An 11189-nucleotide genomic window follows, 5' to 3' on the forward strand; every position below is an offset into this window, starting at 1 on the left:
AGAGTTTTATAAGTTTAATCTTCTTTTTGTCCCATCATCATTAAATAGGCTTTTAAAAATGGATTGATATTTCCGTCCATTACAGCATCTACATTTCCTGTTTCATGGGCAGTACGAACGTCTTTTACTAATTTATATGGATGCATTACATAGTTTCGAATTTGACTTCCCCATTCATTTTTCATTTTGTTAGCCTCAATTTCATCTCGGGCAGCCAATCGTTTTTGTAGCTCAATTTCGTACAGCTGAGATTTCAACATTTGTAAAGCAGTGGCTCTGTTGTCGTGCTGCGAACGTGAATTAGAACACTGAATTTGAATTCCAGTAGGTTTGTGTACTAATTGTACCTTTGTTTCAACTTTGTTTACATTTTGTCCACCAGCGCCACTAGAACGTGCTGTGGTAATTTCAATATCGGCAGGGTTTACTTCAATTTCGATAGAGTCATCAGCTACTGGATATACATATACCGAAGCAAAGGAAGTATGACGTTTAGCATTGCTATCAAAAGGAGAAATACGCACCAAACGATGCACGCCATTTTCACCTTTTAACCATCCGAAAGCATAATCACCTTCAAATTCTAAAGTAACTGTTTTTATACCAGCAACATCACCTTCTTGGTAATTCAAGGTTTTTATTTTATAACCTTGTTTTTCTGCCCACATAGTGTACATTCGAGTTAACATTTCTGCCCAATCACAACTCTCAGTTCCACCTGCACCTGCAGTTATTTGTATGGTAGCACTTAAACTATCACCTTCTTCAGAAAGCATATTTTTAAATTCAATATCTTCTAAAAAAGTAGCCGTTTTTTCATATTGTTCTTTTACTTCACTATCCTCAACATCTCCTTCTTTATAAAAATCGTACAAAACTGTTAAATCGTCATTCATCGCCACAACAGTATTGTAATCTTCTACCCATTTTTTCTTAAAACGAAGGGATTTCATAACAGCTTCTGCTTCTTTTGGATTGTTCCAAAAATCAGGATTTGCTGTTTTTTCTTCTTCATTTGAAATTTCAATTAACTTCTTGTCAATTTCTAAATATCCTTTTAACTTGCCAATTCGTTCAGCGATATTTTTAAGCTGTTCGTGTGTAATCATAGATGCAAAAATACATTTTAAAAATCGTAGTTAGAAATGGAAATAAACTTAATAAGTGATACTGTAACGAAGCCAACTCAAGGAATGTTGGAAGCAATGATGAATGCTAAGGTAGGAGATGATGTTTTTAAAGCAGATCCGACAGTTAATTTGTTACAAGAAAAAGTAGCTGATATGTTTGGAATGGAAGCTGCACTATTTTTTCCTTCGGGAACCATGGCAAACCAAACAGCTATAAAGATTCATACGCAACCAGGAGATAGAATGTTTTGTGATAAATGGGCTCATGTGTATAACTATGAAGGAGGTGGAGCTGCATTTAATGCAGGAGTAACTTCTTGTTTGATTGATGGTGATAGAGGTATGTTTACTGCAGAGCAATTAGAGAGTTTGGTAGGAGGTAGAAATGATATTCATACCCCATATAGTAGATTGGTGTGTGTTGAAAATACAACGAACAAAGGAGGTGGAGCTTGTTGGGATTTTGAAGAGTTACAGAAAATTCAAAAAGTAGCTAAAAGTAATGATTTAACTTATCACTTAGATGGAGCACGTTTATTCAACGCTTTGGTGGCTAAAAATGAAACTCCGAAACAATACGGAGAATTGTTTGATACGATTTCGGTTTGTTTATCGAAAGGTTTAGGGGCTCCTGTAGGTTCTGTTTTGGTAGGGAGCAAAGCGCATATTGAAAAAGCATTACGTGTGCGTAAGTTGTTTGGTGGAGGAATGAGACAAGCGGGTTTTTTGGCAGCAGCAGGAATTTATGCGTTAGACAATCAAGTAGAGCGTTTAGCTGAAGATCATCAAAAAGCAAAAGAAATAGGAAAGGCACTAGAAAGCTGTTCGTATGTGAAGAAGGTGGAGTCTATTGAAACGAATATTGTTATTTTTTATGTAAATGATTCAATAAAGCCAGATGATTTTATGAAAAAAATTGCAGATAAAGGCGTTTTGTTGATTTCTATGGGAGAAGGAAAGATACGAATAGTTACCCACTTAGATTATACTGACGAGATGCATGATAAGTTATTGCAAGAGTTAAAATCATTATAAACTAAAAAGAGAGGTTGTTTTTGCAACCTCTCTTTTTAGTTTATATCTTCTAATTTAATTAACTCTTTGTAATTTCTATGAAGTTTTTTAAGTAGTCTACCATATATTATTTTGTAAAACAACCATAGAATTAAGAACATAAAACTTAGTGTTACTGTCATGGCAATTATTAAAGATACCACTAATTGATTTTTATTAATAGCTGAAGATGCTATTCCGTGGTTATTATAGTATTGTATCAGCCCATCTAAATCATAAAAAATGAAGCACATAATAACAATGTTTGCTAATACCATGTAAATAAGGTTAAAGTATACGTAGTATTTAACCGTTTTACGAGTGTTTAGAATTTTATTGATAAGCTTTTTTGTATTATCAGAGATTGAGATAGATTTATAATTTTTGTAAAAAAGAATTAAGAATAGTGTTATAACAAAATAGTGTAGGTATATGCTAACTTTTACAAGAGCATTTAAATGAAGCTCTTCATATATTTCAGAGTATGAAGATCCTACAAATACGAGGTTTAAACCACCCCAAAAAATAAGTTCCAATATTCCAATAATAAAAATCCATTTTACTATTGATGATGACTTGGAATGTGCCATCTTATAAATATCAACCTTAGAAACTTTGTTGGTCTCTTCTGGTTGATTTTCCCAAGCTTTTTTATATTTATCTAAATCCATTAATTTATGGGTTTAATACCTTTTTTAATTTATCCTTCGCTCTATTCATCTTCACACGAGCATTTACTTCACTAATACCTAGAGTATTCGAGATTTCTTTGTAAGATTTATCTTCCAAATACAAAAATATCAGCGCTTTATCAATATCGTTCAATTGTCGTATCGCATTGTATAAAGCCTTCAACTGTAGTTCTTCTGTGTCGTCATAATCCTCTGCCTTAATTTTAAAAGAATATTCAGTAATATCTTGTGTTTGTACTGTTCTAGTTGATTTTCTGTATAAAGAAATAGCAGTATTTAAAGCTACTCGATACATCCAAGTACTAAACTTTGCATCTCCTCTAAACTTGCTATAATTTTTCCATAGCTGAATGGTAATTTCTTGAAACAAATCATTATGTGCATCTTGATTAGTTGTGTAAATTCTACACACTTTATGCACAATGTTTTGATTGGCTTCAAAATCGTTTAAAAATTTATTTTCTAGTTCTTTTTCCACTAAGTTTATTACAGTTGATATGTTATAAGTAGCCCAAAAATACAAATTGTTACAACTCATCCTAAAAATAATACAGTTCGGTTGTTTTTTATTCTATAGTTTAAGTGTCTGGTAGATATTTGTGGTATAATTAACCATAAAAAATAATACAATGAGATTTTTAATACACATTTTAGTTATTGCAGCATTGTTTACTATTGAAAAAGTATCTGCCCAAAATCAAAAAATTACAGCAACAGTTGTAAATGCAACTTCAGATAAGGGAACAGTAAAGTATGCTTTATATACTAAAGATAACTTTAGAAAGAAGCCTTTACAAGCTCAAAAATCAATTATCAAAGAAGGAAAGAGTACTGTAGTTTTTGAAAATGTACCTTCGGGTGAATATGCTATTATTTGTTTTCATGATGCTAATGCTAATGATAAAATGGACTTTCAACCCAATGGTATGCCTTTAGAAGATTATGGAGCTACAAATAACAGATTATCACGTTTTGGTCCTCCTCAATATGAAGAAGCAAAGTTTTTAGTTGAAGATAAAGATGTATCTTTCGAAATTAGATTTTAAAAATTGTAGTAAACATTCATAATTAAAGAATAATAGAAAGATGAAAGCACCATCAAAAAAAGCATTTGAAAATTTTAAAAAAGATGTTTGGGTTTGTTTAAAACTCACCATTGTTTTCGGAATCTTTTTTACGCTATTAAATAGAGCATTTACTCTAAAAGAAGCGGGATTGGTGTTTTTATTTTCTGGATTGTATTCTTTTGTTTTAGGGCTAGGGAATGGACTAATAAACGATTATTTGAATACAAAATGGGATTGGGTAACCCAAACGACTCAAAGAGTTTGGTCAGGAATTATAACAACTGTACTATATACAATAGTAGCTGTTTTGTTAATTCATTATATACAGTACTTTGTAATTTTCAATAATAATATTGAAGATTTTTTTAAAGGGCAGTTTTTATGGATGCATCTATTCATAATCATACTTTCGTTAGGAATAGCTACCTTTTTTCATGCAAGAGGTTTCATGGTAAACTGGAAAGCATCTTTGAAACAAGAAACCACACAACATGAAATTGTAGCCAAAACAGAAACCGCAAAGTTTGAAACTCTAAAAAGTCAGATTGATCCACATTTTTTATTTAATAGTTTAAATGTGTTGACTTCTTTAATAAGTGAAAATCCAAAACAAGCAGAAAGGTTTACAACCAAACTCTCAAAGGTGTATCGCTATGTATTAGAACAACGTAATAAAGAGTTAGTGCCAATTGAGGAAGAATTGCAGTTTGCTAAAACATATATGGAATTGTTACAAATGCGTTTTGAAGAAGCAGTGACATTTACAGTGTCTGATAAAATTAGTAATCCAGAATTAAAAATTGTTCCATTATCACTTCAATTATTATTAGAAAATGCAGTAAAGCACAATGTGGTTTCGGTATCTAAACCTTTGGATATTCACATTTTTGAACAAGATGGATTTTTACAAGTCCAAAATAATATAAATCCTAAAGAAGCTATTGGTATAAGTACCAAAGTAGGGTTGAGAAATATAGCTGATCGTTATGGATTAATTACCGATAGGAATGTGGAAATAACGAACAATAATAAAATATTCACAGTGAGTTTGCCACTGTTAACAAAATCAAAAAACATGACAATTAATACAGATAATTTAGAAAATAGCAAGTATGTAAAAGCTGTTGAAAGAGTAGAAAAATTAAAAGAGTTTTATCAAAATTTAATAGCGTATTGTTTAGTAATACCATTTTTAATATTCATTAATTTAAAAACATATTCGAAGTTTCAATGGTTTTGGTTTCCTATGATAGGTTGGGGGATAGGGTTGCTTTTCCATTTTTTAGATGTAAGCAATTATAATTTATTCTTAGGTAAAAACTGGGAAGATCGAAAAATCAAGGAATTAATGGAAGAAGATAAAGAATTATAAATAAGATGAAAAGAGATTATATACAAGAGAGAAAATATATAAGAGCAAAAAAGAAGGTTACAGAAATAAAAAAGTTTTATATACACTTATTTGTAACAATACTTTCTTTAGTTGTAGTAACTACCATTAACATTTTATTTGTGCCTAGTTTTTACTTCTTCTGGTATGCAATAATGGGTATGTTAATAATTTTATCAATACACTGGTTTATGGTTTTTGGAGGATATAGATTAGGCTTAGGAAAAGATTGGGAAGAAAAGAAGATAAAAGAACTAATGAGAGAAGGTATAAAATAAAAAACATAACAAAAAAATGGAAAGAGATTACACACAAGAGCAAAAATATTTAAAAGCCAAAAAGAGAGTAGAAAAAATTAGAGGGTTTTATATCCATGTGTTTGTAACTGCTTTACTAATACCAGCCTTAATTTTCTTTAACTTAAAGTTTGTTCCAGAGTTTCATTGGTTCTATTTCGCTGTAACAGGCTTGTTGTTTGGAGTATTTTTTCACTGGCTAGGAGTTTTTGGCTTTGATAAAGTAGGTCTAGGAAAAGAATGGGAAGAAAAGAAGATAAGAGAATTAATGGAGGAAAATAAAAAATAGAATACAATGGAAAGAGATTATTCAAAAGAACAAAGATATTTACTAGCAAAAAAAAGAGTAGATAAAATAAAAGGCTTTTATAGACATTTACTAATTTATGTAGCAGTTAATATATTTATCTCCATAGTAATTATTGTTGGATTAATGAATGAAGATAAGTATACATTTACAGAAGCTATAACCAACTTTGGAGTTTATGGAACTTGGGTTTTTTGGGGAATAGGAATGCTGTTCCATTGGTTAGGGGTATTCGGAGTAAAAAGCCTTTTTAGTAAAGATTGGGAAGAGCGTAAGATTAAAGAATACATGGATAAATAATAGCTGAAAATTAAACTATGAATGTTATAATTATTGAAGATGAAAAGCCAGCAGCAAGAAGATTGAATAGAATGTTGGCAGAACTGAATATTGAAGTACAAAACATGCTGCATTCTGTAGAAGAAGCCATTAATTGGTTTCAAAACAATGAGCATCCAGATTTAATTTTTTTAGATATTCAACTTTCTGACGGGTTGTCATTTGAAATTTTTGAAGAAGTTAACGTAAAATCAGCGATTATTTTTACAACAGCATATGATGAATATGCTTTAAAAGCTTTTAAATTAAATTCAATAGATTATTTATTAAAACCTATTGACGAAGATGAGTTAGAAGTTGCTGTTAACAAGTTTAAAGAGAATAGACCACAGCAGACAGAACTAAAGGTTAATGTTGATGAAATTCGTAAACTATTAATTAATCCGATTGATAGAAAATATAAAAAGCGATTTACGATTAAAGTAGGGCAGCACTTAAAAATAATTCACATAGATGAAATAGAGTGCTTTTACTCAGAAAATAAAGCTACTTATATACATACAAACTCTAATAGAAGTTATTTGATAGATAATTCATTAGAACATTGGCAAGAACAATTAGATCCAGAGCAATTCTTTCGCGCTAATAGAACTTTTATGGTGCATATTAATGCAATAAAAGATATGGTATCTTATACAAACTCTCGATTACAGTTAAAGTTACATTCTTATGATGAAACAGAAATAATTGTAAGTCGTGAACGAGTAAAAGATTTTAAAAACTGGATAGACTAGTTTAAAGGTTTGTAATAAAAGTGGTTTTCAAAGTTTTTAGTTACAAAATACTCTGAAGGTTTAAGGCTTGTATAACTTTGAAATTCTCGTATGAAATGACTCTGGTCGTAATAACCATTATCTAAGGCAGTAGACAAATAATGTTTATCACTTGTAAGTAATACTTGCTTTACGGTTTTTTGTAACCTAGTGATTCGTTGAAATTTTTTCGGAGAGACTCCGAACTTTTGTTTAAAAATACGTTCAAATTGACGGTAACTCAGGTTACTTTGATATGCCAATTCATGAAGAGATATTGAATTAAAGTTTTTGTATAAAGTTTTAATTACTAAATCCCAATTAACTAGATCAGAATAGTGATGTTTTTTTAGTTGATTGCATAGAAAGAAATCAATCAGTTTGATTTTCTCCTCTACACTAGGTAATGAAGAAAGAATATCTAAAAGTTCTTTGCCTTCTTTTTTCCATATTTCTTCAACGGATAAATATTGATTTATAATATGTGTATGTGGTATTGAAGTAAAGTGTCTAAAACCACCACTATGAAAGCGTACTGAAATATAATTTACGTTGTTTGTCGAATCAAAAATTAATTTTTCTCTGGGGCAAATAACATGAGCAACGTCTAATTTGTTGTTATTGATGGATAAAGGAGTATCAATGTGAAATAGTACTTCTAAGCCAGTGCCAGGTAAAATTAAGGGCAGGCTTTTGGTTTGAGAACAAACAAAATACCTATCAATATAAGGAGATAGGTATTTTGATGGTTTATAGTGTTTTACACTCATTTAGATTAATAAATGTTTATAATAGGCTCTTTGGTAATTAAAGGAGTAATATCCTTTATAAATTGATGAAAGTGATTAGAGTTATTATGCGCATCTACAGCTTTGCTATCAATATACTCTTCATAAAACAAATAATTACCTTCACTAAATAAATCTTTATGTAATTGATAGGTAATGCATCCTGTTTCAGCGTTACTCGTTTTTACCATTTCCTCAGCCAATTTTAAAAAATCGTTTTCTTTTCCTTGTTGAATTGCTATTTGAGCTATAATTACTTTTTGCATTGTAATGAATTAAAAATTAAAACTCAAAAGTACTATCAGGGGTTTCTTATAAATTGTAAAAAAACGACATCTTAAAATTTTAAAGGGTTAAAACATCCTTAAAATTTTTAGCAGCAAAAATATTTCTAAACTCATTAATTTTAACTTTTGCATCAGGATGAATTTCATTGCCATCTTTAGTAAACCATGTATGAACATCACCAAGGTAATTCATGCCTAAATATTTAGCACTCTCTCTAAAAGGCATTTCAAAACCATTTCTTAAATCGTTTTCTCCAGAATTACTTATCATAGCCATATTCTTACCTCTTAATTGTCTTCCTAATTCTTTTTTGTAGTGAAGTAAATCAGATAACCTGTCAAAAAATATTTTTAAAGTAGCACTCATAGAGTACCAATATACGGGAGTAGCAAAGACAATAGTCTCATATTTGCTGATGATTTCTTCCATTAGTGGAATAAAATCATCGTGTGCATTGCTAAAATCGTATTCAAAAAAACCAATATTCTTTGTTTTTAAATCGATAACGTCAAACCCTTGATTGTTGTTGAGGTAGTTAATAACTTTATGGGTGTTGCCTTTGCTTTTTGAACTTGCTTGTATGATAACTGTGTTTTTCATTGTTTTAAAGTTTAATTGATGTTATAAAGCTCTAAAAATAATTCTTGAGGTAAAAGCGTTCATAATTGTAAGAACTGATAATAACCAAGAAAAAATCAATGCAAAAAAGCCTACATTTTGTACTTTTATGCTATAAAGAAAAATTAATGGACATACATAAATATATATTTTCTGAAGTAAAAGATTTAAAAGATTTTTCGACTAAAGAAGTGATTGAAGAAGCAAAAAAGAAATTAAAAAAATCACGAAAAAAAATAAGTGAGTTGCAAGATACCATGTATGCAGAAGGAAAGTATAGTGTATTGATTTGCATGCAAGGAATGGATACAGCTGGAAAAGATAGCTTGATTAGAGAAGTGTTTAAAGATGTAAATGCACGTGGAGTAGTGGTACATAGTTTCAAAGTACCTACAAGTATTGAGCTAAAGCATGATTTCTTATGGCGTCATTATATAGCGTTACCAGCTAAAGGGAAAATAGGAGTTTTTAATCGTACTCACTACGAGAATGTGTTGGTTACGAGAGTGCACCCTGAGTATGTCTTTGCAGAAAATATTCCGACTATAAAAAGCTTAGATGATTTAACGGATGAGTTTTATCATAATAGAATGGAACGTATCAATCAGTTTGAGAAGCATATTACTGATAATGGAACGATTATTTTAAAATTTTTCTTAAACGTTTCAAAAGAAGAGCAAAAAAATAGATTGTTAAGTCGTTTAAACATTCAAGAAAAGAACTGGAAATTTTCAGAAGGAGATTTAGAGGAGCGCAAATTGTGGGATAAATATCAAGATTGCTATAAAGATTTACTACGAAGAACATCAACAGGTTATGCTCCGTGGTATGTAATACCAGCAGATGATAAACCAACAGCTCAATATATTGTAGCAAAAACCTTGCAAGAAGAATTAGAAAAGTATAATTTTAAAGAGCCAATATTACCACAAAAAGTGTTGGATCAAATACACGAATTTAAAGAACAATTAAACAACGAATAATAAAAAGGAGAAGATGTGATTTAAATTAAAACATCTTGTAAAACCTTTTGTATAGAACCCCATAATTAAGAGAATGAAGTTAGATTTAAAGAAACCCATTGTATTTTTCGATTTAGAAACCACAGGAATTAACATAGCAAAGGATAGAGTTGTAGAGATATCAATTTTAAAAGTCTATCCAAATGGAAATAAAGAAAGTAAAACATGGTTGGTAAACCCAGAAATTGAAATACCAGCAGAAGCAACTGCAGTACATGGAATTACTAATGAAAAGGTGGTAACAGAACCTACATTTAAAGAGTTGGCATCACAAATAAATGAAATGATAGCTGATGCAGATTTAGCAGGGTTTAATTCAAATAGATTTGACATTCCTTTATTAGCGGAAGAATTACTAAGAGCAGGAATAGATTTTGATATGAATAACCGTAAAGCAGTTGATGTTCAAACTATTTTTCATAAAAAAGAGCAGAGAACTTTAAGTGCTGGATATCAGTTTTACTGCGGAAAAGATTTAGAAGGAGCACATTCAGCAGAGGCAGATACGAATGCAACTTATGAAATCTTGTTAGCGCAGGTAGATAAGTATGACGATTTAGAGAACACAGTAGAAGCATTAAGCGAATTTTCTACTCATGGAAAAAGAGCTGATTTTGCAGGTTTTGTTTTGTTTAATGATGATGATCAAGAAATTTTTTCTTTTGGGAAATATAAAGGAAGAACGGTTGAAGAGGTATTAAAAGAAAACCCAGGGTATAATGCATGGATTCAAAATGCAGATTTTCCGTTGTATACTAAAAAGGTATTACGAGAAATCAAAGAGCGAATGTCTGCGCCTAAAAAGAATACCATGACAGATGAGGAAAAGCTTCAAGCCTTACAACAAAAGTTTAATTTAAGATAATCTTTAACATTTATTATTAGGAGTACCCTTGCTAGTTTTCTAATTTAGAGAGCCAAATGGGTGTATTATAAATGAATTAATATCAAAAATAAAAATGTTTACAGAATATAAAAAATTACCACAAAATTCAAGAGTGTGGGTGTATCAATCCGATAGAGAATTTACACAAGAAGAGATAGAGCACATAAGTGCAAAAGCACTTATTTTTATTGATAACTGGACACGTCATGGAGATGATTTAAAAGGATCTTTTACGATTAAATACAATCAGTTTTTAGTATTAGGAGTAGATGAGAACTTTAACAATGTTTCTGGTTGTTCAATTGATGCCTCAGTACGTTTTATACAAGAGTTGGAAAAAGAATTGAATTTGGACTTAATGGACAAAATGAATATTTCTTTTAAAGACGGAGAAAATATCAATATCGTAAAGCTTACGGAGTTTCAAAATTTTGCAAAAGAGCAAAAAATAACTTCTGAAACTGTAGTATTTAACAATATGGTGAATACTAAAAAAGATTTTGAAACTAAATGGGAAGTACCAGCAAAACAAAGTTGGCACGCGCGCTTTTTGGTATAACT

The 11189-nt window shown here is 30.4% G+C and carries 16 protein-coding genes; 10 read left to right on the forward strand and 6 right to left on the reverse strand.

From position 1 onward, the window contains the following. Positions 1–14: 14 nt before the first annotated feature. Positions 15–1109 (reverse strand): peptide chain release factor 2, encoded by a 1095-nt coding sequence (gene prfB, locus ACQY6M_RS13820; RefSeq protein ID WP_428742472.1) that lies wholly within the window; start codon positions 1107–1109, stop codon positions 15–17. Between the two features lie 36 nt (positions 1110–1145). Here prfB and ACQY6M_RS13825 point away from each other — a divergent pair, with 36 nt between their 5' ends. After that, positions 1146–2165, forward strand: a complete 1020-nt coding sequence (locus ACQY6M_RS13825; RefSeq protein WP_428742473.1) for a threonine aldolase family protein — start codon at positions 1146–1148, stop codon at positions 2163–2165. Between the two features lie 35 nt (positions 2166–2200). On the opposite strand, the gene ACQY6M_RS13830 is transcribed toward ACQY6M_RS13825, so the two are convergent. Beyond that, positions 2201–2854: a hypothetical protein gene (locus ACQY6M_RS13830; protein WP_428744964.1), complete on the reverse strand. Its 654-nt coding sequence runs from the start codon at positions 2852–2854 to the stop codon at positions 2201–2203. Between the two features lie 4 nt (positions 2855–2858). Further along, positions 2859–3353, reverse strand: a complete 495-nt coding sequence (locus ACQY6M_RS13835) for an RNA polymerase sigma factor (protein ID WP_428742475.1) — start codon at positions 3351–3353, stop codon at positions 2859–2861. A 151-nt stretch (positions 3354–3504) separates the two neighbouring features. Here ACQY6M_RS13835 and ACQY6M_RS13840 point away from each other — a divergent pair, with 151 nt between their 5' ends. From ACQY6M_RS13840 to ACQY6M_RS13865, 6 genes are read left to right on the forward strand one after another with little or no spacing between them, the layout of a single operon-like run. Continuing rightward, entirely contained in the window at positions 3505–3921 is a 417-nt protein-coding gene (locus tag ACQY6M_RS13840; RefSeq protein ID WP_428742476.1) for a DUF2141 domain-containing protein, read from the forward strand. Positions 3922–3961: 40 nt separating this feature from the next. Continuing rightward, the gene (locus ACQY6M_RS13845) at positions 3962–5314 is read left to right on the forward strand and encodes a 2TM domain-containing protein (RefSeq protein ID WP_428742477.1); all 1353 of its coding nucleotides are present in this window, start codon (positions 3962–3964) and stop codon (positions 5312–5314) included. Between the two features lie 5 nt (positions 5315–5319). After that, on the forward strand, positions 5320–5610 hold the full coding sequence (locus tag ACQY6M_RS13850; RefSeq protein ID WP_428742478.1) for a 2TM domain-containing protein: 291 nt from the start codon (positions 5320–5322) through the stop codon (positions 5608–5610). Between the two features lie 16 nt (positions 5611–5626). After that, positions 5627–5917, forward strand: a complete 291-nt coding sequence (locus ACQY6M_RS13855) for a 2TM domain-containing protein (protein WP_428742479.1) — start codon at positions 5627–5629, stop codon at positions 5915–5917. Between the two features lie 6 nt (positions 5918–5923). Beyond that, on the forward strand, positions 5924–6235 hold the full coding sequence (locus tag ACQY6M_RS13860; protein WP_428742480.1) for a 2TM domain-containing protein: 312 nt from the start codon (positions 5924–5926) through the stop codon (positions 6233–6235). 17 nt (positions 6236–6252) lie between these two features. Continuing rightward, positions 6253–7008, forward strand: a complete 756-nt coding sequence (locus tag ACQY6M_RS13865) for a LytR/AlgR family response regulator transcription factor (RefSeq protein WP_428742481.1) — start codon at positions 6253–6255, stop codon at positions 7006–7008. On the opposite strand, the gene ACQY6M_RS13870 is transcribed toward ACQY6M_RS13865, so the two are convergent. From ACQY6M_RS13870 to ACQY6M_RS13880, 3 genes are all read right to left on the reverse strand, one after another. Then, entirely contained in the window at positions 7005–7796 is a 792-nt protein-coding gene (locus ACQY6M_RS13870) for a helix-turn-helix domain-containing protein (RefSeq protein ID WP_428742482.1), read from the reverse strand. The genes ACQY6M_RS13865 and ACQY6M_RS13870 overlap by 4 nt on opposite strands. A gap of 5 nt (positions 7797–7801) precedes the next feature. After that, positions 7802–8080, reverse strand: coding sequence for a putative quinol monooxygenase (locus tag ACQY6M_RS13875; protein ID WP_428742483.1), 279 nt, complete (start codon positions 8078–8080; stop codon positions 7802–7804). A 79-nt stretch (positions 8081–8159) separates the two neighbouring features. Next, a complete protein-coding gene (locus ACQY6M_RS13880; protein ID WP_428742484.1) occupies positions 8160–8702 on the reverse strand; it encodes a flavodoxin family protein in 543 nt (180 codons plus the stop codon). A gap of 146 nt (positions 8703–8848) precedes the next feature. Here ACQY6M_RS13880 and ACQY6M_RS13885 point away from each other — a divergent pair, with 146 nt between their 5' ends. From ACQY6M_RS13885 to ACQY6M_RS13895, 3 genes are all read left to right on the forward strand, one after another. Then, positions 8849–9703 carry a PPK2 family polyphosphate kinase gene (locus ACQY6M_RS13885; protein ID WP_428742485.1) on the forward strand — a complete coding sequence of 285 codons (855 nt, stop codon included), beginning with the start codon at positions 8849–8851 and terminating at the stop codon, positions 9701–9703. Between the two features lie 73 nt (positions 9704–9776). Further along, positions 9777–10607 carry an exonuclease domain-containing protein gene (locus ACQY6M_RS13890; protein ID WP_428742486.1) on the forward strand — a complete coding sequence of 277 codons (831 nt, stop codon included), beginning with the start codon at positions 9777–9779 and terminating at the stop codon, positions 10605–10607. A 94-nt stretch (positions 10608–10701) separates the two neighbouring features. Continuing rightward, complete coding sequence (locus ACQY6M_RS13895) at positions 10702–11187, forward strand: ABC transporter ATPase (protein WP_428742487.1); 486 nt, start codon at positions 10702–10704, stop codon at positions 11185–11187. Positions 11188–11189: the final 2 nt, after the last annotated feature.

Source organism: Tenacibaculum sp., from assembly GCF_050290165.1.
Taxonomy (GTDB): domain Bacteria; phylum Bacteroidota; class Bacteroidia; order Flavobacteriales; family Flavobacteriaceae; genus Polaribacter.

Excerpts from the sequence above, each read along its gene's own strand:
- prfB (WP_428742472.1), bottom strand. The coding sequence starts at position 1,109 with ATGATTACACACGAACAGCTTAAAAATATCGCTGAACGAATTGGCAAG.
- ACQY6M_RS13825 (WP_428742473.1), top strand. The coding sequence starts at position 1,146 with ATGGAAATAAACTTAATAAGTGATACTGTAACGAAGCCAACTCAAGGA.
- ACQY6M_RS13830 (WP_428744964.1), bottom strand. The coding sequence starts at position 2,854 with ATGGATTTAGATAAATATAAAAAAGCTTGGGAAAATCAACCAGAAGAG.
- ACQY6M_RS13840 (WP_428742476.1), top strand. The coding sequence starts at position 3,505 with ATGAGATTTTTAATACACATTTTAGTTATTGCAGCATTGTTTACTATT.
- ACQY6M_RS13845 (WP_428742477.1), top strand. The coding sequence starts at position 3,962 with ATGAAAGCACCATCAAAAAAAGCATTTGAAAATTTTAAAAAAGATGTT.
- ACQY6M_RS13850 (WP_428742478.1), top strand. The coding sequence starts at position 5,320 with ATGAAAAGAGATTATATACAAGAGAGAAAATATATAAGAGCAAAAAAG.
- ACQY6M_RS13855 (WP_428742479.1), top strand. The coding sequence starts at position 5,627 with ATGGAAAGAGATTACACACAAGAGCAAAAATATTTAAAAGCCAAAAAG.
- ACQY6M_RS13860 (WP_428742480.1), top strand. The coding sequence starts at position 5,924 with ATGGAAAGAGATTATTCAAAAGAACAAAGATATTTACTAGCAAAAAAA.
- ACQY6M_RS13865 (WP_428742481.1), top strand. The coding sequence starts at position 6,253 with ATGAATGTTATAATTATTGAAGATGAAAAGCCAGCAGCAAGAAGATTG.
- ACQY6M_RS13870 (WP_428742482.1), bottom strand. The coding sequence starts at position 7,796 with ATGAGTGTAAAACACTATAAACCATCAAAATACCTATCTCCTTATATT.
- ACQY6M_RS13875 (WP_428742483.1), bottom strand. The coding sequence starts at position 8,080 with ATGCAAAAAGTAATTATAGCTCAAATAGCAATTCAACAAGGAAAAGAA.
- ACQY6M_RS13880 (WP_428742484.1), bottom strand. The coding sequence starts at position 8,702 with ATGAAAAACACAGTTATCATACAAGCAAGTTCAAAAAGCAAAGGCAAC.
- ACQY6M_RS13885 (WP_428742485.1), top strand. The coding sequence starts at position 8,849 with ATGGACATACATAAATATATATTTTCTGAAGTAAAAGATTTAAAAGAT.
- ACQY6M_RS13890 (WP_428742486.1), top strand. The coding sequence starts at position 9,777 with ATGAAGTTAGATTTAAAGAAACCCATTGTATTTTTCGATTTAGAAACC.
- ACQY6M_RS13895 (WP_428742487.1), top strand. The coding sequence starts at position 10,702 with ATGTTTACAGAATATAAAAAATTACCACAAAATTCAAGAGTGTGGGTG.